The organism is Streptomyces sp. NPDC043908, assembly GCF_056435525.1.
In genome coordinates this window covers 78,519-103,165 of the sequence record NZ_JBWKEI010000018.1, presented here as the reverse complement: position 1 = coordinate 103,165, position 24,647 = coordinate 78,519, and the positions used below count along the sequence as shown (strand labels likewise).

Annotated in this window: 20 protein-coding genes; 11 read left to right on the top strand and 9 right to left on the bottom strand. The window is 72.1% G+C overall.

Annotated features, from left to right (window positions below; translation table 11 throughout):
* Positions 1 to 104: 104 nt before the first annotated feature.
* The 3 genes from AC069K_RS31315 to AC069K_RS31305 all read left to right on the top strand — a co-directional run bounded on the left by AC069K_RS31315 (position 105) and on the right by AC069K_RS31305 (position 4,595).
* Positions 105 to 1,496: a class II fumarate hydratase gene (locus tag AC069K_RS31315; protein ID WP_365109455.1), complete on the top strand. Its 1,392-nt coding sequence runs from the start codon at positions 105 to 107 to the stop codon at positions 1,494 to 1,496.
* A 93-nt stretch (positions 1,497 to 1,589) separates the two neighbouring features.
* Positions 1,590 to 2,264, top strand: coding sequence for a cytidylyl-2-hydroxypropylphosphonate hydrolase (fomD, locus tag AC069K_RS31310; RefSeq protein ID WP_358833083.1), 675 nt, complete (start codon positions 1,590 to 1,592; stop codon positions 2,262 to 2,264).
* Positions 2,265 to 2,501: 237 nt separating this feature from the next.
* Positions 2,502 to 4,595, top strand: coding sequence for a SpoIIE family protein phosphatase (locus tag AC069K_RS31305; protein WP_478621905.1), 2,094 nt, complete (start codon positions 2,502 to 2,504; stop codon positions 4,593 to 4,595).
* Between the two features lie 87 nt (positions 4,596 to 4,682).
* Here the strand turns inward: AC069K_RS31305 and AC069K_RS31300 are convergent, their stop codons facing one another.
* A complete protein-coding gene (locus AC069K_RS31300) occupies positions 4,683 to 7,085 on the bottom strand; it encodes a transglycosylase domain-containing protein (RefSeq protein WP_478621903.1) in 2,403 nt (800 codons plus the stop codon).
* A 259-nt stretch (positions 7,086 to 7,344) separates the two neighbouring features.
* On the opposite strand from AC069K_RS31300, the gene AC069K_RS31295 reads away from it, so the two are divergent.
* The 4 genes from AC069K_RS31295 to AC069K_RS31280 are packed head-to-tail and all read left to right on the top strand — an operon-like array spanning position 7,345 to position 11,058.
* Positions 7,345 to 7,476 carry a hypothetical protein gene (locus tag AC069K_RS31295; protein ID WP_478621901.1) on the top strand — a complete coding sequence of 44 codons (132 nt, stop codon included), beginning with the start codon at positions 7,345 to 7,347 and terminating at the stop codon, positions 7,474 to 7,476.
* Between the two features lie 2 nt (positions 7,477 to 7,478).
* Positions 7,479 to 8,003 carry a PadR family transcriptional regulator gene (locus AC069K_RS31290; protein ID WP_067163548.1) on the top strand — a complete coding sequence of 175 codons (525 nt, stop codon included), beginning with the start codon at positions 7,479 to 7,481 and terminating at the stop codon, positions 8,001 to 8,003.
* Complete coding sequence (locus AC069K_RS31285) at positions 8,000 to 8,692, top strand: ABC transporter ATP-binding protein (RefSeq protein WP_365109443.1); 693 nt, start codon at positions 8,000 to 8,002, stop codon at positions 8,690 to 8,692. Before AC069K_RS31290 ends, AC069K_RS31285 begins: the two co-directional genes overlap by 4 nt.
* Positions 8,689 to 11,058 carry an ABC transporter permease gene (locus AC069K_RS31280; RefSeq protein WP_478621898.1) on the top strand — a complete coding sequence of 790 codons (2,370 nt, stop codon included), beginning with the start codon at positions 8,689 to 8,691 and terminating at the stop codon, positions 11,056 to 11,058. The genes AC069K_RS31285 and AC069K_RS31280 overlap by 4 nt, the downstream gene beginning before the upstream one ends.
* Positions 11,059 to 11,557: 499 nt before the next feature.
* Here the strand turns inward: AC069K_RS31280 and AC069K_RS31275 are convergent, their stop codons facing one another.
* Positions 11,558 to 12,610, bottom strand: a complete 1,053-nt coding sequence (locus AC069K_RS31275) for a hydrogen peroxide-inducible genes activator (protein ID WP_365109437.1) — start codon at positions 12,608 to 12,610, stop codon at positions 11,558 to 11,560.
* Between the two features lie 162 nt (positions 12,611 to 12,772).
* Here AC069K_RS31275 and AC069K_RS31270 point away from each other — a divergent pair, with 162 nt between their 5' ends.
* Positions 12,773 to 13,327 (top strand): peroxiredoxin, encoded by a 555-nt coding sequence (locus AC069K_RS31270; protein WP_358833091.1) that lies wholly within the window; start codon positions 12,773 to 12,775, stop codon positions 13,325 to 13,327.
* Positions 13,328 to 13,340: 13 nt separating this feature from the next.
* Positions 13,341 to 13,874, top strand: a complete 534-nt coding sequence (locus AC069K_RS31265; RefSeq protein WP_358833092.1) for an alkyl hydroperoxide reductase — start codon at positions 13,341 to 13,343, stop codon at positions 13,872 to 13,874.
* Between the two features lie 54 nt (positions 13,875 to 13,928).
* Here the strand turns inward: AC069K_RS31265 and AC069K_RS31260 are convergent, their stop codons facing one another.
* The 4 genes from AC069K_RS31260 to AC069K_RS31245 all read right to left on the bottom strand — a co-directional run bounded on the left by AC069K_RS31260 (position 13,929) and on the right by AC069K_RS31245 (position 18,905).
* Entirely contained in the window at positions 13,929 to 15,302 is a 1,374-nt protein-coding gene (locus tag AC069K_RS31260; RefSeq protein ID WP_365109434.1) for an AI-2E family transporter, read from the bottom strand.
* Between the two features lie 156 nt (positions 15,303 to 15,458).
* On the bottom strand, positions 15,459 to 16,148 hold the full coding sequence (locus AC069K_RS31255) for an aggregation-promoting factor C-terminal-like domain-containing protein (RefSeq protein WP_478621895.1): 690 nt from the start codon (positions 16,146 to 16,148) through the stop codon (positions 15,459 to 15,461).
* 368 nt (positions 16,149 to 16,516) lie between these two features.
* Positions 16,517 to 17,839 carry a PhoH family protein gene (locus tag AC069K_RS31250; protein WP_365109430.1) on the bottom strand — a complete coding sequence of 441 codons (1,323 nt, stop codon included), beginning with the start codon at positions 17,837 to 17,839 and terminating at the stop codon, positions 16,517 to 16,519.
* A gap of 304 nt (positions 17,840 to 18,143) precedes the next feature.
* Positions 18,144 to 18,905, bottom strand: coding sequence for an isoprenyl transferase (locus tag AC069K_RS31245; protein ID WP_365109427.1), 762 nt, complete (start codon positions 18,903 to 18,905; stop codon positions 18,144 to 18,146).
* Between the two features lie 163 nt (positions 18,906 to 19,068).
* Here AC069K_RS31245 and mgrA point away from each other — a divergent pair, with 163 nt between their 5' ends.
* The gene (gene mgrA / locus AC069K_RS31240) at positions 19,069 to 20,112 is read left to right on the top strand and encodes an L-glyceraldehyde 3-phosphate reductase (protein WP_365109424.1); all 1,044 of its coding nucleotides are present in this window, start codon (positions 19,069 to 19,071) and stop codon (positions 20,110 to 20,112) included.
* Positions 20,113 to 20,494: 382 nt separating this feature from the next.
* On the opposite strand, the gene AC069K_RS31235 is transcribed toward mgrA, so the two are convergent.
* The 3 genes from AC069K_RS31235 to AC069K_RS31225 are packed head-to-tail and all read right to left on the bottom strand — an operon-like array spanning position 20,495 to position 23,655.
* Complete coding sequence (locus tag AC069K_RS31235; RefSeq protein ID WP_478621891.1) at positions 20,495 to 22,066, bottom strand: DUF2079 domain-containing protein; 1,572 nt, start codon at positions 22,064 to 22,066, stop codon at positions 20,495 to 20,497.
* A gap of 38 nt (positions 22,067 to 22,104) precedes the next feature.
* Entirely contained in the window at positions 22,105 to 22,899 is a 795-nt protein-coding gene (locus AC069K_RS31230; RefSeq protein ID WP_478621889.1) for a class I SAM-dependent methyltransferase, read from the bottom strand.
* A gap of 54 nt (positions 22,900 to 22,953) precedes the next feature.
* Positions 22,954 to 23,655 (bottom strand): prepilin peptidase, encoded by a 702-nt coding sequence (locus AC069K_RS31225; RefSeq protein ID WP_478621960.1) that lies wholly within the window; start codon positions 23,653 to 23,655, stop codon positions 22,954 to 22,956.
* A 588-nt stretch (positions 23,656 to 24,243) separates the two neighbouring features.
* Between AC069K_RS31225 and AC069K_RS31220 the strand changes: the two genes are divergently transcribed.
* Positions 24,244 to 24,639 (top strand): DUF192 domain-containing protein, encoded by a 396-nt coding sequence (locus AC069K_RS31220; RefSeq protein WP_478621887.1) that lies wholly within the window; start codon positions 24,244 to 24,246, stop codon positions 24,637 to 24,639.
* Positions 24,640 to 24,647 lie beyond the last annotated feature (8 nt).

The following is a 24,647-nucleotide window of genomic DNA, read 5'->3' as shown; positions in this document are numbered from 1 at the left end:
GCCTCCCCGGTGATGAGTTACCCCCGGTATTTACCGGCCGGTAGGGGTGCTGGGGAATAGCTGGAACAAGACAAGTGCTCATCTTTACTAGGAGGTTCACGGACATGAACGACAGTGAGTACCGCGTCGAGCACGACTCCATGGGCGAGGTGCGGGTCCCCGCGCACGCCAAGTGGCGGGCCCAGACCCAGCGGGCGGTGGAGAACTTCCCCGTCTCGGGGCAGCGCCTGGAGCGCGCCCACATCGAGGCGCTGGCCAGGATCAAGGCGGCCGCGGCCACGGTGAACGCCGAACTCGGCGTGCTGGACGGGGACATCGCGAAGGCGGTCCAGGAGGCGGCCTCGGAGGTCGCCGAGGGGCGCTGGGACGAGCATTTCCCGGTCGACGTCTTCCAGACCGGCTCGGGCACCTCGTCCAACATGAACATGAACGAGGTCGTGGCCACCCTGGCGAGCGAGCGCCTCGGCCGGGACGTCCACCCCAACGACCACGTCAACGCCTCGCAGTCGTCCAACGACGTCTTCCCCTCCTCCATCCACATCGCCGCCACCGCCGCCGTCACCGGCGATCTGATCCCGGCCCTGGACCACCTCGCCGGGGCGCTGGAGCGCAAGGCGGCCGAGTTCGCGGACGTGGTCAAGTCCGGGCGTACGCATCTGATGGACGCCACTCCCGTCACCCTCGGCCAGGAGTTCGGCGGCTACGCGGCGGCCGTGCGCTACGGCGTGGAGCGGCTGCGGGCCTCGCTGCCCCGGCTCGCGGAGCTCCCTCTCGGCGGCACCGCCGTCGGCACGGGCATCAACACCCCGCCCGGCTTCTCGGCGGCCGTCATCGCGGAGGTGGCGCGGACCACCGGGCTGCCGCTGACCGAGGCCCGCGACCACTTCGAGGCGCAGGGCGCCCGGGACGGCCTGGTGGAGACGTCCGGCCAGCTCCGCACCATCGGCGTCTCGCTCACCAAGATCTCCAACGATCTGCGCTGGATGGCTTCGGGGCCGCGCACCGGCCTGGCCGAGATCAGCCTGCCCGACCTCCAGCCGGGCTCCTCGATCATGCCCGGCAAGGTCAACCCGGTCATCCCCGAGGCGGTGCTCATGGTCGCCGCGCAGGTGACCGGCAACGACGCCACGGTGGCGGCGGCGGGCGCGGCCGGCAACTTCGAGCTGAACGTGATGCTCCCGGTCATCGCCAGGAACCTGCTGGAGTCGGTGCGGCTGCTCGCGAACGTCTCCCGGCTGCTGGCCGACCGGACCGTCGACGGGATCACCGCCCACCGCGAGCGGGCGCGCGAGTACGCGGAGTCCTCGCCCTCGGTGGTGACCCCGCTCAACAAGTACATCGGGTACGAGGAGGCGGCGAAGGTCGCCAAGAAGTCGCTGGCCGAACGGAAGACCATCCGCGAGGTGGTCCTGGAGGGCGGCTATGTGGAGCGCGGCGACCTCACCGAGGCGCAGCTGGACGAGGCGCTGGACGTGCTGCGGATGACCCGGCCGTGACAGGTGGGCCCCACCGGGGGCGATGACCGGGCGGTGACCGCGGCCGTGACGCGGGTCGCAGCGCGCACTTGACCGTGCTCCTAAGATCTGCGCATGACAGGTACCTCAGGCATGCACCACTGGGCGCCGGGGGACCAGATCCTCTGGCGCTACCGCGGCAACGGCCCGGACCTGAGGAGCCGTGTCCACATCTGCCGCCCGGTCACCGTCGTCCAGGACACCGACGACCTGCTCGCCGTCTGGATGGCGCCCGGCACCGAGTGCGTCAAGCCGGTGCTCGCGGACGGCACCCCCGTGCACGAGGAACCGCTGGCGACCCGCTACACCGCCCCGCGCACCACCGAGCGCGCCCGGTGGTTCGGCACCGGGGTGCTCAAGCTGGCGCGCCCCGGCGAGCCCTGGTCGGTCTGGCTGTTCTGGGAGCGGGGCTGGCGCTTCCGGAGCTGGTACGTGAACCTGGAGGAGCCGCGCGCCCGGTGGTCGGGCGGGGTCGACTCCGAGGACCATTTCCTCGACATCTCCGTCTACCCGGACCGCACCTGGCAGTGGCGGGACGAGGACGAGTTCGCGCAGGCCCAGCGGGTGGGGCTGATGGACGCGGCCCGCGCCCGGCGGGTGCGGGCGGCCGGGGCGGCGGCGGTGGAGGTGATCCGCGCCTGGGGCAGGCCCTTCTCGGACGGATGGGAGGAGTGGCGGCCCGATCCGCGGTGGCCGGTTCCCGCGCTCCCGGCGGACTGGGATCGCACTCCGGCGCATATGCCGTCGTGAGACCCTTGATGCGCCCCCGGGGTTCAAACGTAGGATCGTCCTCCGCAAGGCTGCGCATCGACAACGAGGGAACCCAGGGCGCACATTGACCGTATGTCACCTCGAGGGGGGTCGGGACGTGAGGGGTGTCGCGGCCGCCCGTGGAGCGGGTATACCGCACGAAGCGACTGCCTCGCGCATCCCTGTCCTGCCCCCAGCACGGTGGATGTCTCACTCCGGACGGACGGAACCCGACGCGTGACGGAGCATCAGCCCACTTCGCACGAGAGCCGGCACCAGGAGCAGTTGGCCCGGCCTCCTGAGGCGGCCCGGCCGCGCCCGGACGAGCCGGGTGCGGCCTCCGCCGCGCACTCCGGCGCGCCCGCCGGCCAGGTCGCCTCCCCCGCCGCCCGGCGGCAGGCCCGCCCGGTCACCGCGTCCGTGCCCGGCCAGCCCGAACCCGGCTCGCGCGACCTCGCCCGGGACCTGGGCGCTGCGGCGGCCGCCGGAGCGATGGGGGCGCCGCCCGGACGGGGTCCCTCCCCGTCCCCGGGCGGGGGCGTGCCCGGCGGCCCGGCCTCCGGCGCCACCGGGTCCGGGAGCGGCGGCGAGGTGCCCGGCGGGGACGGCGCCGCGGTGGCCCGGCGCGAGGGCGACCGGCTGCGGTTCGTGGGCGCGGCCACCCGCCGGATCGCGCGCGGCATAGACCTCGACGAGATCGTGCTGGGGCTGTGCCGGGCCACCGTCCCCACCTTCTCGGACGCGATTCTCGTGCATCTGCGCGACCCGCTGCCGGTCGGGGACGAGCGGCCCGCCAGCCCCTTCGTGCTGCGGCTGCGCCGAACCGACCGGCTGCGTTTAGTCGACGAGTCGCTCCAGGAGCCGGAGGCGGCCGACGCCCTGTCCCCGCTGAACTCCCAGACCGATCTGACCCCGACCGCCGAGCTCTGCGAGGTCCGCACCGGCGGCGCCCTCGCCGAGGTGCTGCGCGGGGTGCGGCCGGTCTTCGGGGACTCCGTGCCCGCCCGTCTCGCCCTGGCCGAGCTGCTCGGCCCCGACCGCCCGGTCCCCGGCGGCCACCGGACCATACTCGCCCCGCTCCGGGGCCGGCGCCGGGTGATCGGCGCCGCCGTGTTCGTCCGCGGCCTGGAGCGGCCCGCCTTCGAGGCGAACGACCTGCTGGTGGCGGCCCAGCTCGCCACCCACACCGCGCTCGGCATTGACAAGGCCGTGCTGTACGGGCGCGAGGCGTACATCGCGGACGAGCTCCAGCGGACCATGCTGCCGGACTCGCTGCCCCAGCCCACCGGGGTGCGGCTGGCCTCGCGCTATCTGCCCGCCGCCGAGACCGCCCGGGTGGGCGGCGACTGGTACGACGCGATCCCGCTGCCCGGCAGCCGGGTGGCGCTGGTCGTCGGCGACGTGATGGGCCACTCCATGACCTCGGCCGCGATCATGGGCCAGCTGCGCACCACCGCGCAGACGCTGGCCGGGCTCGACCTGCCGCCGCAGGAGGTGCTGCACCACCTCGACGAGCAGGCCCAGCGCCTGGGCACCGACCGGATGGCGACCTGCCTCTACGCGGTGTACGACCCGGTCGCCCACCGCATCACCATCGCCAACGCCGGACACCCGCCGCCGGTGCTGCTGCACCTGGGCGGGCGCGCCGAGGTGCTGCGGGTGCCGCCGGGCGCGCCGATCGGCGTGGGCGGGGTCGACTTCGAGGCGGTCGAGCTGGACGCCCCGGCGGGCGCCACCCTGCTCCTGTACACGGACGGCCTGGTGGAGTCCCGGCTGCGGGACGTGTGGACCGGCATCGAGCAGTTGCGGGAGCGCCTGGCCGCCACCGCGCAGCTGACCGGCCCGGACCACCCGCCGCCCCTGGAGGCGCTCTGCGACGACGTCCTGGACATGCTGGGCCCCGGCGACCGGGACGACGACATCGCGCTGCTCGCGGCCCGCTTCGACGGGATCGCGCCGAGCGACGTGGCGTACTGGTTCCTGGACCCGGAGGACTCCGCCCCCGGCCGGGCCCGGCGCCTGGCCCGGCGCGCCCTGGACCGCTGGGGTCTTGAGGAGCTGACGGACTCGGTGGAGCTGCTGGTCAGCGAGGTGGTCACCAACGCCGTGCGGTACGCGGAGCGCCCGGTGACCCTGCGGCTGCTCAAGACGGACGTACTGCGCTGCGAGGTCGGCGACGACTCCCCGCAGCTGCCCCGCCAGCGGCGGGCCCGCGACACCGACGAGGGCGGGCGCGGGCTGTTCCTGGTGAACCGGCTGGCCAGGCGGTGGGGCGCGACCCGGCTCTCCGGCGGCAAGGTGGTCTGGTTCGAGCTGCCGACCCGCCCCTGAGACGCGGACGGGCGGCGAGGCCGCCCCGCAAACGGTTCGGCCCCCCACCCGTGCGGGTGGGGGGCCGCCGTACGTCACGGGCCGGGGCTACGGCGTGCTGCCGGCGCCCTCGATGGCGCCCTGGGTGGCTCCGCCGTCGGTCGTGCCGGTGGTGGTGCCCCCGGTGGTCTGGCCTCCGGTGGTCTGCCCACCGTTGGTCTGGCCCCCCGTCGTCTGGCCGCCCGTCGTCGGACCGCCGGTGGTCTGGCCCCCGGTGGTCTGGCCGCCCGTCGTCGGACCGCCGGTGGTCTGGCCCCCGGTCGTCTGACCGCCCGTCGTCGGCGTCTTCGTCGGCTTGTGCGTCGGCGGGTGCGAGGAGGGCGTCTTGGACGGGGTGTGCGAGGGGGTGCGCGAGGGCGTGTTGGACGGGGTCCCGGACGGCGTCGTCACCGGCGTCACATCGGGCTCCACGGCCGCGCCCTGGTCGGTCTCCAGGTCGAACTTGGAGTCGTCGCTGCCTACGGCGTCGAAGGTGTACGCGGCCCAGATCCGGGCCGGGATGGAGCCACCGGCGACCCGGCCGTCGATGTCGGCGACGTCGGTGAGGGAGACCTGGCCGCCCTTCGGGACGGTGATCTCCTTGCCGTCGCTCTTCACCGTGCGCGGCCCCGCCGCCTCGCCCCACAAGCCCACCGAGGTCACCAGCGAGGGCGTGTACCCGGTGAACCAGGCCGACTTGTTGTCGTCGGAGGTACCGGTCTTGCCCGCGACCGGCTGTCCGTCCCGGTTGGACGCGTCCCGCACCGACTTCTTGGCCGTACCGTCGTCGACGACGCCGGTGAGCACCGAGGTGACGGCGTCGGCCGCGTCCCGGCTGATCACCTGGTCGCCGATGGGATCGGGCTTGTTGTACTTGGCTTCCTTGTGCTGGGCCGACTTGACGATGGACGGCATGACCTTCTTGCCGTGGTTGTCCAGCGTGGCGTACGCGCCGGCCATCTCCATCGGGCTCGCGCCGTAGGAGCCCAGGGTCATGGCGGGCTCGGCGCTGACGCCCTTCATGTGGTTGAGCCCCAGCGCGACGGCCGTGTCCCGCAGCTTGGGAAGCCCCACGTCCACGCCCATCTGTGCGAAGACGCTGTTGACGGACTTGTTCATCGCCGTCTGGACGGTGATGGGGCCGTAGCTCTGGTCGTCCTCGTTGGGCGGCGCGTAGCCCTTGCCGCCCTCGCCCTTCACCGGACGCTTGTTGTCGCCGTTGTAGATGGTGTTGGCGCGGATCTCCTTGCCGTCCTGCGTCTCGGCCTTGTCGTTGAGCGCGGTGGCGAGGATCAGCGGCTTGAAGGTGGAGGCGGGCTGGTAGGTGGCGGTGGTGGCGTTGCTGATCTGGTGCTTCATGTAGTCCTGGCCGCCGTACAGCGCGACGACCGAACCGGTCTTGGGGTCCACCGAGACGGCGCCCGCCTGGACGTCCTGGTCGACCTTCTTCTTCTTGTCCAGCTTGCTGGTCAGCTCCTGCTTCACCGAGTCCTCAAGGAGCTTCTGCTTCTTGGGGTCGATGGTGAGGGTGATCGTCCAGCCGCCCTTGGCGAGGTCGGCCTCGCTGATGCCGTTGCGGATCATCTCGGCCTTGGCGGCCTGGACGAGGTAACCGGTCTGGCCGTCCATGCCGGGGTCGGGCTTCGGCTCGACGGGCACCGGGAACTTCATCCCGGCCCGCTGGCCCTCGTCCAGCTCCTTCATCTTGACCATGTTGTCGAGGACGTAGTTCCAGCGGGCCGTCACCAGCTTCTTGCCGGTCTCCGAGGCCACCGCCCAGTCGTACTGGCTGGGCGCCTGGAGCAGGGCCGCCAGATAGGCGCCCTGCTCGATGGTCAGCTTGGAGGAGTCCACGCCGTAGTACGCCTGCGCCGCGGCCTGGATGCCGTAGGAGTTGCGGCCGTAGAAGCTGGTGTTGATGTAGCCGGCCAGGATCTCCTTCTTGGAGTACTTCCGGTCGACCTTGAGGGAGATCACCAGCTCCTTGAGCTTGCGGGTGACCGTCTGGTCCTGGCTCAGGTAGAAGTTCTTGACGTACTGCTGGGTGATGGTCGAACCACCCTGCTTGCCCTTGCCGGAGACGGTGTTCAGCAGGCCTCGGGCGGTGCCCTTGAGGTCGACGCCGGAGTCCTTGTAGAAGGACATGTTCTCGGCGGCGACGAAGTCGAGCTGGACCTTCTCGGGGATCTTGTCGAGCCCGACGACCTCGCGGTTGAGCTGCCCGGTCCGGGCGATGATCTTGCCGTTGGGGAGCTTGTAGACGTTGCTCTCCATGCGCGCCTGGGCGTTCGCCTCAGGAATCGGCGTCATCAGATAGATGACATAGAAGCCGCCCATGCCGAGCAGGACGAGCCCGAAGAAGGTGCCGAGCATCTTCTTCCAGGTGAAGAGCCTGCGTATTCGGCCGCCCTTCGTCTGCTGGGTCCGGCGCGCACCGCGCTGCCGGGCCCGCCGCTCTTCCGCTCGGCCCATAACCTCAGTCGCTCGCCTTCTTGACTCGCCAGATCAGCTCAGAAAACTAACACCGCACCTGTGGACAAAGAGGAGCCCATCACGTCTTTTCCGTACGTGACAATCAGCACCCGGCCCATGGGAACCGACTGACAAACGGCCCCGAGGGTTGCCAGAACCCAGGATCCTGCCCTTTTTTGCCAGGGAATGTCATGTTCCTCATGGCACTATGCACCGGGGGTATACACCCCGCGTATACCTGGTGCGTATAGTCCTCCCCATGTCACTCGGCTCGTCCCCCGGTCCGGCTGCGTACACGCCCCTGCTCGGCGCGAGCGGGCTGTGCAAGGCGTTCGGTCCCGCGCCCGCCCGCCCCTCCCGTCCCCAGCCGTACCAGCAGAAAGGCATCTGAGCATGTCCATCGGCCACACCCTCCTCGGACTCCTGGAGTCGGGCCCGCGCCATGGGTACGACCTCAAGCGCGCCTTCGACGAGAAGTTCGGGCACGACCGCCCGCTGCACTACGGGCAGGTCTACTCGACCATGTCGCGCCTGCTGAAGAACGGTCTCGTGGAGGTCGACGGCGTGGAGGCCGGCGGCGGCCCCGAGCGCAAGCGGTACGCGATCACCGAGGCCGGCATCACCGATGTCGAGGCCTGGCTCAGGCAGCCGGAGAAGCCCGAGCCATACCTCCAGTCGACGCTCTACACCAAGGTCGTCCTCGCCCTGCTCACCGGCCGCAGCGCCGGGGACCTGCTCGACACCCAGCGCGCCGAGCATCTGCGCCTGATGCGCATCCTCACCGACCGCAAGCGCCGCGGCGACCTCTCCGACCAGCTGATCTGCGACCACGCGCTCTTCCACCTGGAGGCGGACCTGCGCTGGCTGGAGCTCACCGCGGCCCGTCTCGACCAGCTCGCCACGGAGGTACGCGCATGATGCCCGCCGGCTCCCTGCTCCTCGCCAAGGACCTGCGCAAGTCGTACGGGCCCACGCCCGCGCTCGACGGCGCCGAGTTCTCCATCCACCCCGGCGAGGTCGTCGCCGTCATGGGCCCCTCCGGCTCGGGCAAGTCGACGCTGCTGCACTGCCTCGCCGGGATCGTCACGCCCGACTCGGGGTCGATCCTCTACGACGGCCGCGAACTGTCGTCGATGAAGGACGCCGAGCGCAGCGCCCTGCGCCGCGGCGAGTTCGGCTTCGTCTTCCAGTTCGGCCAGCTCGTCCCCGAGCTGACCTGCGTGGAGAACGTGGCCCTGCCGCTGCGGCTGACCGGGACGCGGCGCAAGGAGGCCGAGCGCACGGCGCTCGCCTGGATGGAGCGCCTGGAGGTCGACGACCTGGCCCGCAAGCGGCCCGGCGAGGTCTCCGGCGGCCAGGGCCAGCGCGTCGCGGTGGCCCGCTCGCTGGTCACCTCGCCGCGGGTGGTCTTCGCCGACGAGCCCACCGGCGCCCTCGACTCGCTCAACGGCGAACGCGTGATGCACCTGCTCACCGAGGCCGCCCGGTCCACCAACGCGGCGGTCGTCCTGGTCACCCACGAGGCCCGGGTCGCCGCCTACTCCGACCGCGAGATCGTCGTACGCGACGGCCGGTCCCGCGACATGATGCTGGAGCACTCCGTATGACCCAGGCACGCGCGGGAAGGGCCGCACACGCGGCGAACCGGGTCCGCGAACTCGCGCTGGGCGCCAGGTTCGCGCTCACCGGCGGCCGCGAGGGGTGGACGCGCACCCTGATGACGGCGGTCGGTGTCGGGCTCGGCGTGGCGCTGCTGCTCGCCACCACCGCCCTGCCGGGCGCGCTCGCCGCCCGGGACGCGCGCGACAACGCCCGCAACGACTACGGCGCCCAGCAGGTGTCCGCGGGCGCCGACACCATGCTGCTCGCCCGTACCGACACGGTCTTCGGCGGCAAGGACATCCGCGGCCGGCTGCTCCAGCCCGAGGGCGACCGCGCGCCCGTGCCGCCGGGGCTCTCCGCGCATCCCGCGCCCGGCACCATGGTGGTCTCGCCCGACCTGCGCGCGCTGCTGGAATCGCCCGGCGGGAAGCTGCTGCGCGAGCGCGTCCCGTACCGGATCACCGGAACCATCAAGGACGCCGGTCTCCTCGGCCCGCACGAACTGGCCTACTACGCGGGCAGCGACACGCTCAAGGGCCACGAGGCGCTCGACGCGGACCGGATCGACGTCGAGCGGATCAAGTCCTTCCCCGACAAGCCGCTGTCCGAGCCGATCGACCCGATCCTGGCCCTGCTCATCGTGATCATCTTCGTGGTGCTGCTGCTGCCGGTCGCGGTGTTCATCGCGGCGGCCGTACGGTTCGGCGGCGACCGGCGCGACAAGCGGCTCGCCGCGCTGCGCCTGGTGGGCGCGGACAGCCGGATGACCCGCTGGATCGCGGCGGGCGAGGCGCTGGCGGGCTCGGTCCTCGGACTCGCGCTCGGCACGGTGTTCTTCCTCATCGCCCGCCAGTACGTGGGTGAGGTCACCATCGCCCGGCTCAACATCTTCCCCTCCGACCTCGACCCCAGCCTGGGCCTGGCGCTCCTGGTGGGCGCGGCGGTGCCGGCGGCGGCGGTCGCGGTGACCCTGTTCGCGCTGCGCGGGGTGGTGATCGAGCCGCTGGGCGTCGTACGGACCTCGGTGCCGCGCCCGCGGCGCCTGTGGTGGCGGCTGCTGCTGCCGGTGGTCGGACTCGGCCTGCTCGTCCCGATGTTCGACAAGGGCCGCGACACCGGCTTCTACAACCAGGGCCAGGTGATCGGCGGTACGGTCCTGCTCCTCATCGGGGTCACGGCGCTGCTTCCGTGGGTGATCGAGACGGTGGTACGGCGGCTCGGCGGCGGCGGGGTCGGCTGGCAACTGGCGGTCCGCCGCCTCCAGATGAACTCGGGCGCCGCGGCCCGCCTGGTCAACGGCATCGCGGTGGCGGTGGCCGGGGCGATCGCGCTCCAGATGCTCTTCAGCGGCATCGAGGGCGACTACGTGACCTCCAGCGGCGAGGACACGGCACGGGCGCAGCTGGTCGTACCGATGTCGGCGAACCTGTCCAAGGCCGAGCAGGAGCGCCGCGAGGCGAACCTGAAGGCGGTGCCCGGGGTGACCGGCACGACGACGCTGGGCAACGTGGGCCTGCACACCGAGTCCAAGGACCCGGAGTCGCAGAAGTACGTCGAGATGGCGGTCGGGGACTGCCGCGCGCTGCGCGAGGTGGGCGAGCTGGCCTCGTGCCGGGACGGGGACGTGTTCGTCACGTCCGGGGGCGACTTCGGCGGGGACGGCGCGGCGCCGGGAGCGAAGCTGTTCTTCGAGACCCCGTCGCAGGGCGGCCGCCCCGGCACGCAGATCCCGTACACGGTGCCGCGTGACGCCCGGGTCGTCCCGGCGCGGGTGGACCCCATGGGCACCAGGCGGGGCGGCCTGCTGGCGACGCCGGGGGCGCTGCGCGGCCTTACGAAGGTGCGCGTCTTCTCCACGACGTACGTGACCACGCGCCCCGGCGACCCGCTGGTGGCCGACCGGGTCCTGAACGCGGCCTGGGCGGCGGACCCGTTCACGCAGGCGCGGGCGCTCGACGACGTCAAGACGGTGGCGAGGTTCGCCGGGGTGCGGCGGGGGCTGTACATCGGGGCGGCGGCGGTTCTGCTGCTGATCGGCACGAGCCTGCTGGTGTCGATGCTGGAGCAACTGCGCGAACGCAAGCGCCTGCTGTCGTCCCTGGTCGCCTTCGGCACCCGCCGCACGACCCTGAGCTGGTCGGTCCTGTGGCAGACGGCGGTCCCGGTGGCGCTGGGGCTCACCCTGGCGACGGGGGTGGGCCTGGGCCTGGGGGCGGTCCTGCTCCGCATGGTGGGCCGCCCGATCCACGTCGACTGGACGTCGGTGCTGGGGATGGTGGGGATCGGGGGTGGGGTGGTGGTGCTGGTGACGGTGTTGTCGCTGCCGCCGCTGTGGAGGTTGATGCGGGCGGACGGGTTGCGTACGGAGTAGCGGTGGGGGGCGGGGTGTTCCCCCCACCCCGCCCCTCCCCGTAAGCCCTCGGCCGGGCGGCGGGTTGCGGCTGCGCCGGGGGCGGGTGCTGGTTGCGCAGTTCCCCGCGCCCCTGAGAGGCGGTCGGTCAACCACCGGCCGGCGGGGGCCGAGCGCGCAGTTCCCCGCGCCCCTAACGGGTTCGGCTCCTCCGGCGTACCAGGGGCCGGGCCGCCCAGGGGCGCGGGGAACTGCGCGACCGGCCCCCACCGGCCCGCAGACGAAACAGCCTTCGGGGCGCAGCCCCCTTAAGGGGCGCGGGGAACTGCGCGACCGACCCCCACCGGCCCGCAGACGAAATCAGCCCTCGGGGCGCAGGCCCCTTGAGGGGCGCGGGGAACTGCGCGGGCGACCCCGTACGGTCCGCAGGTGGAAGGGGGGTTGGGGCGCAGCCCCGGGGGAGGCGCCCCCCGCCCCGGGGGAGGCGCCCCCCGACCCGGGGGAGGCCCCGCCCCGGGCGTCACGGAGCGGGTGGGGAGGGGCACAGGCGTACGGGCAAACCCCCCATCGCCCCCCGCAACGCCCCCGCGAACTCCTCGAACTCCGCCTGGCGCGCCGCGCCGGACCGGATCGCCAGCGCCACCCTCCGCGAGGGCGCGGGCTCCGCGAAGTACCCGGTCACCAGCCGCTCGTTCCGGTCCGTCTCCACCCGCACAGCCGTTCGCGGCAGCAACGTCACCCCCAGCCCGCCCGCCACCAACTGCACCAGCGTGGACAGCCCCGCCGCCGTCGTCGTCACCGCGGCCCCCTCGTCCCGGCCCGCCTCCCGGCAGATGTCCAGCGCCTGGTCGCGCAGGCAGTGGCCCTCGTCGAGGAGCAGGAGGTCCAGCTCGCGCAGGGCCTCGCGCGGTACGTCCTCCCGCCCGCCCAGCCAGTGCTCGCTCGGCATCACCAGCACGAAGTCCTCGTCGAAGAGCGGGAGTTCGGTCACCCCGGGAACGCCCAGCGGAACGGCGAGGAGCAGCACGTCGAGCCGCCCCGCCGCCAGCCCGTCCAGCAGCGAGGACGTCTGCTCCTCGTGGACCTGGAGGTCCAGCTCCGGATACCGCTCGTGGACCAGCCGCAGCACCGTCGGCAGCAGATACGGCGCCACCGTCGGGATCACCCCGAGCCGCAGCACCCCGGTGAACGGCGCCCGTACCGCCTCGGCCTCCTCCAGGAGCACCCCCACCGCGTCCAGCACCGCCTTCGCCCGCACCGCGAGCCGCTCGCCGGCGGGCGACAGGAGCACCCGGCGCGTGGTGCGCTCCAGGAGCTGCACCCCCAGCGCCTCCTCCAGCGCCGAGACCGCCCCGGACAGCGCGGGCTGGCTCATCCCGATCGCCGCCGCCGCGTCCCGGAAGTGCAGGTGCTCGGCCACCGCCGCGAACGCCCGCAGCTGCGCCAGGCTCGGCTGCTTCAGCGGTTTGACGGGCTTCACCAGCTTCACCGGGTTCACAGCCTTCACCGGCCTCGCCGACGGCTGCGCCCGCTTTCCCCGGCCGCCCGGCGCCCCGGGCTCCGTCCCCGGCATCCCCGGCACTCCTCTATCTCCTGTCACTGATAAGCACCTCCGATCACGATGACCGAGTCTAGCTATTTCCCTGATCAATGCCTCCTGTGACACCATCGCTAATCCGTCCAACCCCCGAGGGAAGCCCCCAAAAAGGACCCTTCCCGAACGCAAGGAGAGCGTGTGCTCACTGTTGGTGACAAGTTCCCCGAGTTCGACCTGACCGCCTGCGTGTCGCTGGAGAGCGGCAAGGAGTTCCAGCAGATCGACCACAAGACCTACGAGGGCAAGTGGAAGATCGTCTTCGCGTGGCCCAAGGACTTCACCTTCGTGTGCCCGACCGAGATCGCCGCCTTCGGCAAGCTGAACGAGGAGTTCGCCGACCGTGACGCCCAGGTCCTCGGCTTCTCCGGCGACTCCGAGTTCGTCCACCACGCCTGGCGCAAGGACCACCCGGACCTGACCGACCTGCCCTTCCCGATGATGGCCGACCCGAAGCACGAGCTCATGCGTGACCTCGGCATCGAGGGCGAGGACGGATACGCCAAGCGCGCCGTCTTCATCGTCGACCAGAACAACGAGATCCAGTTCTCCATGGTGACCGCCGGCTCCGTCGGCCGTAACCCCAAGGAGGTCCTGCGGGTCCTCGACGCCCTCCAGACCGACGAGCTGTGCCCGTGCAACTGGTCCAAGGGCGACGAGACCCTGGACCCGGTCGCGCTCCTCTCGGGCGAGTGAACGGGAGTACGACATGGCTCTCGACGAACTGAAGTCCGCCCTGCCGGACTACGCCAAGGACCTCAAGCTGAACCTCGGCTCGGTCATCGGCAACAGCGAGCTCCCGGCCCAGCAGCTGTGGGGCACCGTCCTCGCCTGCGCGATCGCCTCGCGCTCGCCGAAGGTGCTGCGTGAGCTGGAGCCCGAGGCCAAGGCCAACCTCTCCCCCGAGGCGTACACCGCCGCCAAGTCCGCCGCGGCGATCATGGCGATGAACAACGTCTTCTACCGCACCCGCCACCTGCTCTCCGACCCGGAGTACGGGACGCTGCGGGCCGGTCTGCGGATGAACGTCATCGGCAACCCGGGCGTGGAGAAGGTCGACTTCGAGCTGTGGTCGCTGGCCGTCTCCGCGGTCAACGGCTGCGGCCAGTGCCTCGACTCGCACGAGCAGGTGCTGCGCAAGGCCGGCGTCTCCCGCGAGACCATCCAGGAGGCCTTCAAGGTCGCCTCGGTGATCCAGGCGGTCGGCGTCACGCTGGACGCGGAAGCCGTCCTGGCCGAGTAGGTCTGCACCGGTACGCGCGAAGGCCCCCGCCGACATCGTCGGCGGGGGCCTTCGTCACTTCTCCGCCGGGGCCGGCGCCAGGTCCGGCCCCGGTTCCGGCTCCTCGTCCGGCGGCGGCTGCGCCGCCTGCCGCGCGCTGCGCAGCGCGTTCTCCTTCGCGTGCGCCCGCAGATAGCCGACCACCGTGTTCGTCACCGCCACCAGCGGGACCGCCACCACCGAGCCGCCGATGCCGCCGATCAGGCCGCCCGCGGCGACCGAGAGGACCACCGCGAGCGGGTGGACCCGTACCGCCCGGCCCAGGATGAAGGGCTGGAGCACATGGCCCTCGATCTGCTGGACCAGCAGCACCACGAGCAGCACCATCACCGCGGTGAACACGCCCTCGGTGACCAGCGCGACCACCACCGCCAGCGCGCCCGAGACCACCGCGCCGACCAGCGGGACGAAGGCGAACAGGAAGATGAAGACGGAGAGCGGCACGGCCATCGGGACGTGCAGGAAGTAGATGCCGAGGCCGATGAAGATCGCGTCGATCAGCGCCACTATCACCGTGCCCCGCACGTACGCGGTGAGCGTGCGCCAGGCGCGCGGCCCCGCTCCGGCGACGCCCGGCCGGGCCTGGGCCGGGACCAGGTGCAGGACCCACTTCCAGATGCGCGGGCCGTCGTAGAGCAGGAAGAGCGTCGAGAACATCGCCAGCAGGATGCCGGTGAGCACCTCGACGAGGACGGTCACGCCCTGGAGGCCCGCCGAGGTGATCTCGTTGGTGTTGTGGCCGATGGTGTCGCTGAGGTTCTTGGCGACCTGGTTGATCTGGTCCTCGGTGACGTGGAAGGGGCTGTTGAGGAGCCAGCGTTTGAGCTCGTCGATGCCCCGCTGGACCTTCTCGGAGAGGGTGTCCAGGTTGTCCATGACCTGCCAGACCACGAACCAGCCGATCAGGCCCATCACGATGAAGCCCGAGATCGCGGTCACGGCGGTGGCGAGGCCCCGGGGCAGTCCCATCCGCTTGAGGCGCGAGACGGTCGGCTGGAGCAGCGCGGTGATGAACAGCGCGGCCACGAACGCGAGGACCACCAGCCGTACGGCGCTGATGACCCGCATCAGCACCCACAGCGTCCCCGCGAGGATCAGCAGCCGCCAGCCGATCTCGGCGGCCACCCGCATCCCCCACGGCACGGCGTCCACGGGGTCGGGCCGCGCGGCGACCGCGGGGGCGTAGGCGGGCGGGGCGGGCACGTGTTCGGGCGCGGGCGGTTCCTCGGCCGGGGCCGGTGAATCGTCACTGCCGAGCGCGGCGGAGCCGTCCAGGCCCACGTCCGCGTCGGCCCGCGCCTCGGCCTCCGCCCGGCGCTCGTCCAGGCGTTCTCCCATACGGGTCAGACCGGCGCCCAGCGCCCCGAGCAGCCCCGGAACCTTCGACATGATGCTGCCGTTTCCCTTTCCCCCATGAAGCGTCCCCACCACTCCCCCCCCACACCGGAGTCGTCGCCACCGACCGTACACGGGCAAAGCCCCTCACCGAAGGACGGTAAGGGGCTTCGAAAGGTTGAGTGCCCGGGGCGAAGACTGCCGGGGCGGCTAGTACCAGGTGTTGGCCTGCCAGAACGACCAGGCGCCACAGGGGCTGTGGTACCGGGAGTTCATGTAGTTCAGGCCCCACTTGATCTGGGTGGCGGGGTTGGTCCGCCAGTCGGCGCCCGCCGAGGACATCTTGGAGCCGGGGAGCGCCTGGACCAGGCCGTACGCGCCGGAGCCGGAGTTGACCGCCTGGTAGTTCCAGGTCGACTCGTGGTTCACGATGTTGCTGAAGCACTGGAACTGGTCCGCCGGCACGATCTGCCGGGCGATGGCCTGGACCTGCGCGACCGTGTACGAGCCCTGGACGGGGAACGACGCGGGGTCGCGGGTCGCGGAGCGGCTGGCGACCTGCTCCTTCTCGCGCTCCTTCGCCTTCTCCTCGGCCGACTCCTTCTTGGACTTGGCGTCCTTGGCGGCCTGGAGGCGGGCGGCCTCCTCGGCGGACTTCCTCGCCGCGGCGCTGGCCTGGGCCGACTGGGCGTCCGCCTGCTGTGTCAGGGACGCGGTCTGCACCTGGGCCTGCTGGCCCGCGGGGATGTCCGCGAGAAGCGTCGTGTCGGCGGCGGTCGCCTCGACGTTGTCGTTCGAAGCGGACTGGGGCGCGCCCGAGGCGACGCCCACGACGGCACCGACGGTGGTGACCGCAGTGGCTGACGCCACCGCGAATCCCCGGACCGAGATCCGGCTCACACGGTTTCCTTCCAGCAGCGCCCGCACTGGTGACCTGAGCGGACGCAATCGTGCCCCTGGCTCTCTCCTCCCAACTGCTCAGGTCACGGGAGGAACTGACCCGGTGGGCAACTCCCTTGCGGGAGCGCCGCGTGGTGCTCGGGCGGCATACGGCGACGCTATGGAGTTACGAGGTACAGGTGTGCCGTATGCGGGGCCTGACGGATGCAAGACTTTGCCCGAGAGCGGAGCCGCAAGGCAATTCCCCACCGCGTGTGAAACCTCACACCCCTTCAGCCCCACGTGTTTTGGCGTATCCGGCCCACGAAAAGGCGCCGCCCGGCTAAGCTCAACGGCTTCGCGGGCGGCGCCGATTCGGGCGTTCGGTATCAGATCTGGCCGTCCTCCAGCATTTCGGTCACCAGTGCGGCGATCTGCGACCGCTCGGAGCGGGTGAGGGTGACGTGCGCGAAGAGCGGATGGCCCTTCAGCTTCTCGACGACGGCGACCACTCCGTCGTACCGGCCGACCCGCAGGTTGTCCCGCTGCGCCACGTCATGGGTGAGCACCACACGTGAGTTCGCCCCAATACGGGACAACACGGTCAGCAGGACGTTCCGTTCGAGCGACTGGGCCTCGTCCACGATCACGAACGCGTCGTGGAGCGAGCGGCCGCGGATGTGGGTGAGCGGCAGGACCTCCAGCATGCCGCGCGACGTCACCTCCTCGATCACCTCGCGCGTGGTGACCGCCGAGAGCGTGTCGAAGACCGCCTGCGCCCAGGGGCCCATCTTCTCGGCCTCGGAGCCGGGCAGATAGCCGAGCTCCTGCCCGCCCACCGCGTACAGCGGGCGGAAGACCATCACCTTCTTGTGCTGGCGGCGCTCCAGGACCGCCTCCAGGCCCGCGCAGAGGGCCAGCGCGGACTTGCCGGTGCCGGCCCGGCCGCCCATCGACACGATGCCGATGTCCGGGTCGAGCAGCAGGTCCAGCGCGATGCGCTGCTCGGCGCTGCGGCCGCGCAGACCGAACGCCTCCCGGTCCCCGCGCACCAGCTTCACGTTGCCGTCGGCCGTGACGCGGCCGAGGGCCTTGCCGCGCTCGGACTGGAGCACCAGGCCGTTGTGGACCGGCAGGCCCGCGGCCTCCGGCACGAAGAGCGTCTCCTCCTCGAAGAGAAGGTCCACCTGCTCGCCCGAGAGCGACAGTTCGGACATCCCGGTGAAACCCGAGTCGGTGATGGCCAGTTCCGCCCGGTACTCCTCGGCGAGCAGGCCGACCGACGACGCCTTGATCCGCAGCGGCAGATCCTTGGAGACGACGGTGACGTCGTACCCCTCGGCCTGGAGGTTGCGGGCGACGGCGAGGATCCGTGAGTCGTTGTCCCCCAGCCTGTAGCCGGCGGGCAGGACGCCGGGATCGGAATGGTTGAGTTCGACGCGGAGCGTGCCGCCGAGATCGCCCAGCGGGATGGGTGCGTCGAGGCGTCCGTACCGGACCCGGAAGTCGTCGAGCAGGCGCAGGGCCTGGCGCGCGAAGTAGCCGAGTTCCGGATGGTGCCTCTTCGCCTCCAGTTCCGTGACCACGACGATCGGGAGCACCACCTCGTGCTCGTCGAACCGGGCCATGGCGTTGGGGTCGGCCAGCAGGACGCTGGTGTCGAGGACGTAGGTGCGCCGGTCGGGCATGCGGCGCTTTGTGCTGGTCACCACGGAAGGACGTACCCCCTCGGAAGAGGTCGGGGTGCGACGGCGTCGCGGGGGTGGGGGCCGGGCTGTGGCCACGCTGCGCGGGCCGAGCACCGGCCCTCCGCTCCGTACGTGCACAGTGCACGCGCGTCCTGGTGCAAAGGGCCTCCCGGGTGAGCGGCCACTTCTGGCCGTTCAACTGGAGGGGGTATTCCCTCGAACAAGCGCGGCCATGCACAGGCATATGCGCTTGGTGGGGACCAGAGGGAGTGACTCCCGGTCAGGACCCGCCGGACAGGTCATGACATGGGGGGACGGACGGGACGGATCAGGTCCCGTAGCGCCGGTGGCGTGCCGCGTAGTCGCGCAGGGCGCGCAGGAAGTCCACCTTGCGGAAGGCGGGCCAGAACACTTCGCAGAAGTAGTACTCGGAATGGGCCGACTGCCACAGCATGAATCCGGACAGGCGCTGCTCGCCGCTGGTGCGGATGACCAGGTCCGGGTCGGGCTGGCCGCGGGTGTAGAGGTGTTCGGAGATGCTGTCGATGGAGACGGTCTCGGCCAGCTCCTCGAAACCGGTGCCCTTGGCCGCCGCGTCGAGCAGCAGCGAGCGGACCGCGTCCGCGATCTCCTGGCGGCCGCCGTAGCCCACGGCGACGTTGACGAGTATGCCGCCGACGTCGTGCGTGGCCTGCTCGGCCTCCTTGAGCACCGACTGGGTCCGCGCGGGCAGCAGGTCCATCTGGCCCACGTGGTGGACGCGCCACCGCCCGTCCGCCGCCAGGTCGCGCACCACGCCCTCGATGATGCCGAGCAGCGGGACCAGCTCGTTGTCGGGCCGGTCGAGGTTGTCCGTGGAGAGCATCCACAACGTCACGACCTCGACGTCCGTCTCCGCGCACCAGCCGAGCAGTTCGTGGATCTTGCTGGCGCCCGCCTGGTGCCCCTGTTCGGGGCTGCCACCGGAGGCCTTGGCCCAGCGCCTGTTCCCGTCCAGGATGACGCCGATGTGCTTGGGCGCCTGGTCGTGGTCGAGGCGACCTTCCACCCGGCGTGCGTAGAGCCCGTACACCAGGTCGCGCAAGTTCACCGATTCCACCCTCTCGTTGCTTCCGGGAGCCGCCGCAGCACCGCATACGGCCCAACCCCAGTGCCTGTACGGCCTGAGGGCACCCCCAAGGAAGGCACAGTACTGCGGACGGGTCACAGGGGCCCAACTCGGCCTGTCACAAGTCCGTGATAAGCAGGGAAACGTGACTGAATCCCTCCCCCTCCACCACATCGCCGCCGACGACCGCTACGACTCCATGGAGTACCGGCGGACCGGCCGCAGCGGTCTGAAGCTCCCCGCGCTCTCCCTGGGCCTGTGGCACAACTTCGGCGACGACCGCTCCCTGGGCTCCCAGCGCGCGATCCTGCGCCGGGCCTTCGACCTGGGCGTCACCCACTTCGACCTGGCCAACAACTACGGCCCGCCGCCCGGCTCGGCCGAGCTCAACTTCGGGAAGGTCTTCGCCCAGGACTTCCGGCCGTACCGGGACGAGCTGATCATCTCCACCAAGGCCGGCTACCAGATGCACCCGGGGCCGTACGGGGAGTGGGGCTCGCGCAAGTACCTGCTCTCCTCACTGGACGCCTCGCTCGCCCGCATGGGCCTGGAGTACGTCGACATCTTCTACTCGCACCGCTTCGACCCGGAGACCCCGCTGGAGGAGACGATGGGCGCGCTGGCGTCCGCCGTCCAGCAGGGCAAGGCGCTGTACGTGGGCGTGTCCTCGTACACCAGCGAGCAGACCGCCGAGGCGGCGCGGATCCTGAGGGAGATGGGCGTCCCGGCCCTCATCCACCAGCCGTCCTACTCGATGATCAACCGCTGGACCGAGGACGACGGCCTGCTCGACACCCTGGAAGAGGCCGGGATGGGCTGCATCTCCTTCGTGCCGCTGGCGCAGGGGCTGCTCACCGACAAGTACCTCACGGGCATCCCGGAGGGCTCGCGGGCCACCCAGGGCAAGTCGCTCGACCCGGGTCTGCTCAGCGAGGAGGTGGTGCGGCGGCTGAACGGGCTGAACGACATCGCGGCCCGGCGTGGCCAGTCGCTCGCCCAGCTGGCGATCTCGTGGGTGCTGCGCGACCCGCGGATGACGTCGGCGCTGATCGGCGCGTCGAGCGTGCGGCAGCTGGAGGAGAACGTGGCGGCCCTCGCCGGGGCGCCGCTGACGGCCGAGGAGCTGAAGGAGATCGACACCTTCGCGGTGGACACCGCGGGCACCAACATCTGGGCCGGGCGCGGCTGATCAAGGCCTGACCGCCGGCGCACAGCGGGTCCACAGGAACCGCCGCGGCCGACGCGCCCCAAAAAAACGGGCCGGTCCGTGGGGGGGATACGGACCGGCCCGAGGGGGGGTTTCCACCATAACCCTTCGTAAGTGATGGTGGGTGCCACGGCGTGCCGAAACTACGCTCCGAAATCGCCCGGGCACCGCGGGGACACCGCCGGGGGTACCCCCGCACGGGGGATCCGGGGGCCGCGCGCTTCCTTGACCGTGCAGGTCAGAGCGGTACGAACCGGCTCCGGCCGGACCGTGCGCCCCCTGCCGCGGGGCCGAAACCGCCTCTGGGTGTGCGACACCCCACTCACCCGGGTGGGTGAGCGGGGTTCGGGGCCGGCCGGGGGCCTCAGCGCCGGAGCAGGGTGATGCCGTCGCGCTGGGCGACGACCCGGTAGCCGTAGGCCTGCTCGGCCTTGACCAGCTCGGCCTCCTGACGCTCCCTCGGGTACGGCCAGTAGCCCGGCGGGTACGGCCAGGACTCCGGCGGCACCCGGTCGTACACGATCCACTCGGCGCTCGGCGGCGGCACCTGCCGGCCCGTGTCGTACAGCCGCCAGTGGACCGGGTAGGTCGGGAAGAGCACCACGTCCGTACGGGAGGTGAGCTGCGGGGCCAGCCGGTTGGAGGCGGCGACGGTGGCGCCGTCGGGGATGCGGTCCAGGAGCGCGCGGGCGGCGGCGACGTGCTCGGTGGAGCGCCAGGTGGAGCGGTGGACGAGCTGCGCGAGCGGGAAGGAGGGGATCAGGACGAGGGTGACGGCGGCGGTGGTGGCGAGCGAGGCGCGCACATGGCGGCGGCCCAGGGCGTCGCCGGCGCGCCGGTAGGGGGCGAGGGCGTCGGTCATGGCGGCCAGCACGACCGGCATGAGCACGGCCGTGTAGTGGAACGAGGTGCCCCAGTGGAAGGGGTTCTGCGAGAGCATCCGCCAGCCGAGGGTGGGCACCGCGATCCAGGCGAGCGGTGAGCGCAGGGCGATCAGGGCCGCCGGGGCGAAGACGAGGACCAGGGTGGTGGCCTTCACCTCGGGGCGCACGGCGTCCAGCGGGGCGAAGGCCAGGGTGGCGAGCAGGGAGCCGTGGGCGGGCTCCAGGTTGGCGGCGTGGGCGTAGGTGCCGGCCGGGCTGAAGAACGGCATCAGCGCCTTGAACTCCAGCGCGCTGCCGAGCAGCCCCGCGGCGGCGGTCGTCAGCCCCAGCCGGCGCCGCCCCTTCCAGGCGATGTACCCGCCGATCGCGGCGAGCGTGAGCCCCAGGTCCTCCTTGACGAGCAGCAGCGGCGCCGCCCAGGCCACCGCCGCCCCCCAGCGCCGCAGCGCCAGCGCCTCCAGGGCGAAGGAGACGAGCGGCACCGCGAAGCACACCTCGTGGAAGTCGAACGCGACGGCCGAGGCGATGCCCCAGCTCAGCCCGTACGCGAAGGCGACGACGTGGGCCGCGCGCCGCCCCAGCGCCTGCCGGGCGCGGCGGGCGAGCGGCACGACGGCGACGGCGAGCAGCGCGGCCTGCGCGAAGAGCAGGGTGTACGGGGAGGGGGCGAGGCGGTAGAGCGGCGCGAGGACGACGAGCACGGGGTGGAAGTGGTCCCCGAGCAGGTTGAACCCCTCGCCGCGCAACGGCGAGACGGGGGCGCGCAGTTGGGCGTACGCCTTCACGGCCTGCTCGAAGATGCCGAGGTCGTAGCCGGTGGTGCGGATCAGCGCCTGGCGGCGGGCGCCGACCGTCGCGTACAGCGCGAAGAGCGCGGCGGCCCACCCCCACCACAGGAGGGCGGGCCGCCGCGTGTGGGTGTTCTTCCAGTCGGCGAGGGCGGCGGCGAGGGACCGGCGGGGCGCCGGATCACGGCTGACGACCCGGATGGTGCCCGCGGATCTGATCGCCCTGGCCGCCCTGGCCACCCCGGCTGTCCGTGTTGTCCGCACTGTCCGCATCCGTTCCATAGGGCCGGATGCTAGGCGGCTCAGGAGGAGCGGAGCGGCTTCCTGGCCTCGATGAGGAACCGTGTCGCATGGGCGACGAAGGGCCCGTCCGTACGGATCTGCTCGTCCAGCTCCGCCAGCCGGTCGCGGTACTTCTCGACCGTGAAACCCGGCACCATCCAGACCACCTTGCGCAGGAAGTACACGACGGCGCCGATGTCGTGGAACTCGGCGCGCAGCTTCTCCTGGCGCAGGTCGGAGACCTGGAGCCCGGCGGCCTCGGCCTCGGCGCGCGCCCTGCCCGGGTCGCGCCTGCCCCGGACGTCGGCGGACTGCGGACCCAGGAAGTACTCCACCAGCTCGAACACGCTGGCGGGTCCGACCTGTTGGGAGAAGTACGTGCCGCCGGGAGTGAGGACCCGGGCGATCTCAGGCCACCAGGTCTGGACGGGGTGACGGCTGGTCACCAGGTCGAAGGCGCCGTCGCCGAACGGCAGCGGCGGCTCGTCGGCGTCGGCGACCACCGCGACGCCGCGCGGATGAAGCAGGGAGGTGGCCCGCGCGACGTTCGGCGGCCACCCCTCGGTCGCGACGGCGAGCGGTGGCAGCTGCGGGACGGCGGCCAGGACCTCGCCGCCGCCGGTCTGCACGTCGAGGGCGGCCGTGGCCCGGGCCCAGCGCGCCGCCATGGCACGGGCGTACCCCCAGGAGGGGCGCTCCTCGGTGGCCCGTCCGTCCAGCCAGGAGAAGTCCCAGCCGTCCACCGGGGCGGACGCCGCCTCGTCGATCAGGTCTTCGAAAGTGCGGGTGTTGTGGTTGCGGATGGTTTGCGCCATATTCCGGACCCTACGCGTCTTGCGCGGCCGAGGGGCCGAAGGTCCGCGCGTCCGCTACGTGCCGAGGCCGCCGAGCAGCAGGCCGAGATAGGTCCCGCCGATCATGAAGGGGCCGAACGGGATGGCCGTGCCGCGGTCGGCGCGGCGTGCCAGGATCAGCCCCAGACCGTACGTGCCGCCGGCCGCGAATCCCGCGAAGGCGCCGGTGAGGAGGATGCCCCAGCCGTACCAGCCGAGCACCACGCCGAGGCCCACGGCGAGCTTGACGTCACCGAAGCCGAGGCCGGCGGGGTGGAGGAGGAAGAGCACGAAGTACCCGCCGCCCAGGGCGAGTCCGCCGAGCAGGGCGTGTCGCCAGGATCCCGCCGGGTGCGGGGCGAGGGCGGCGGCGCCGAGGAGGAGGGCGGCCGCGGCGGCGAGCGGGAGGGTGAGGACGTCCGGCAGCCGGTTCACCCGGGCGTCGACGGCGGCGAGGAGGGCGGCGGGGGGCAGCAGGAGCAGCCAGACGGCGAGTTCGGGGCGGGGGCCGGTGGTGGCGGCGAGCCCGGCCGCGGCGACGGCGCACACGGCGCCCCACCCCGTGCCGCGCGTCGCGCACACCGGTCCGCCGGGCCAGCGGGTCAGGGGGTGCCCCCTGGGGCAGACGTCCCGGGGCGGCGCACCGGGCTCGACGGCGAGCCGGTAGGCGGCGCGGGGGACCAGGCGGCCGAGGGTGGCGCCCCAGAGGGCGGCGGTGGTGGCGGCCAGGAGGGTCAGTGGGGGCACGGGGGAACCCTAGGGGCGTCGGGGGGTCTTTCCCCACCCCGCCCCTTCCCGTAACCCTCCGGGGGTGGGCCCTGGCGGGGGCGGGTGTTCGCCTGCGGGTGCGGGGGCCCTCCGGGGGGAGCCGTGGCTGGGGCGCGTGTCCGTCTGCGGGTGCGGGGCCCCTCCGGGGGGAGCCGTGGCGGGGGCGCGTGTTCGGCTGCGGGTCCGTGGGGGCTGAGCGCGCAGTTCCCCGCGCCCCTTTTGGGCCGGTGGTTGTCTGCGGGTTGGGGTGGGTTGCTCGCGCCGTTCCCCGCGCCCCTTGTCGGGGCCCGTGGTCGTCTGCCGGATGGGGTGGGTTGCTCGCGCCGTTCCCCGCGCCCCTTGTCGGGGCCCGTGGTCGTCTGCCGGATGGGGTGGGTTGCTCGCGCCGTTCCCCGCGCCCCTTGTCGGGGCCCGTGGTCGTCTGCCGGTTGGGGTGGGTTGCTCGCGACGTTCCTCGCGCCCCTGGGTGGTCGGGGTGGCGGGAAATGTGTGTGTGGGGTCGTGCCGTCGGCGGGTTTGGGGGGTGGTTCCGGGGGTGGGGGTATGTACCGTGGGGATATGCGCGCATGGGGTGACGGGCACGGGGAGTTGGCGGTCGAAGGGGGAGTCCGCGTCCCCCTCGAAATCGCCTCCTCCTACCGCGCCCGCACCCGCGGCCTCCTCGGCCGCACCCGCGTCGAGGGCGCGCTCCTCCTCACCCCCGCCGCCTCCGTCCACACCTTCCGTATGCGCTTCCCCCTCGACATCGCCTACCTCGACCGCCACCTGCGCGTGATCGCCCTCCACACCGTCCCCCCGAACCGCCTCACCGCCCCCCGCCTCCGCGCCCGCCACGTCCTGGAGGCCGGGGCGGGCGCGATGGCGGGATGGGGGATGCGGCCCGGCGTACACGTACGGGTACGCGTACATCCGGACGGGAGCCGCGCCCAGCCCGGCGGGTCCGACGAACGCTGACTTTGGAG

What these genes read in the sequence shown, in the direction of transcription:
- AC069K_RS31220 (WP_478621887.1), top strand. Translation starts at nt 24,244, where the DNA reads ATGCGCGCATGGGGTGACGGGCACGGGGAGTTGGCGGTCGAAGGGGGA.
- AC069K_RS31300 (WP_478621903.1), bottom strand. Translation starts at nt 7,085, where the DNA reads ATGGGCCGAGCGGAAGAGCGGCGGGCCCGGCAGCGCGGTGCGCGCCGG.
- fomD (WP_358833083.1), top strand. Translation starts at nt 1,590, where the DNA reads ATGACAGGTACCTCAGGCATGCACCACTGGGCGCCGGGGGACCAGATC.
- AC069K_RS31275 (WP_365109437.1), bottom strand. Translation starts at nt 12,610, where the DNA reads ATGCCGGGGACGGAGCCCGGGGCGCCGGGCGGCCGGGGAAAGCGGGCG.
- AC069K_RS31285 (WP_365109443.1), top strand. Translation starts at nt 8,000, where the DNA reads ATGATGCCCGCCGGCTCCCTGCTCCTCGCCAAGGACCTGCGCAAGTCG.
- AC069K_RS31265 (WP_358833092.1), top strand. Translation starts at nt 13,341, where the DNA reads ATGGCTCTCGACGAACTGAAGTCCGCCCTGCCGGACTACGCCAAGGAC.
- AC069K_RS31290 (WP_067163548.1), top strand. Translation starts at nt 7,479, where the DNA reads ATGTCCATCGGCCACACCCTCCTCGGACTCCTGGAGTCGGGCCCGCGC.
- AC069K_RS31315 (WP_365109455.1), top strand. Translation starts at nt 105, where the DNA reads ATGAACGACAGTGAGTACCGCGTCGAGCACGACTCCATGGGCGAGGTG.
- AC069K_RS31280 (WP_478621898.1), top strand. Translation starts at nt 8,689, where the DNA reads ATGACCCAGGCACGCGCGGGAAGGGCCGCACACGCGGCGAACCGGGTC.
- AC069K_RS31230 (WP_478621889.1), bottom strand. Translation starts at nt 22,899, where the DNA reads ATGGCGCAAACCATCCGCAACCACAACACCCGCACTTTCGAAGACCTG.
- AC069K_RS31295 (WP_478621901.1), top strand. Translation starts at nt 7,345, where the DNA reads ATGTCACTCGGCTCGTCCCCCGGTCCGGCTGCGTACACGCCCCTGCTC.
- AC069K_RS31260 (WP_365109434.1), bottom strand. Translation starts at nt 15,302, where the DNA reads ATGTCGAAGGTTCCGGGGCTGCTCGGGGCGCTGGGCGCCGGTCTGACC.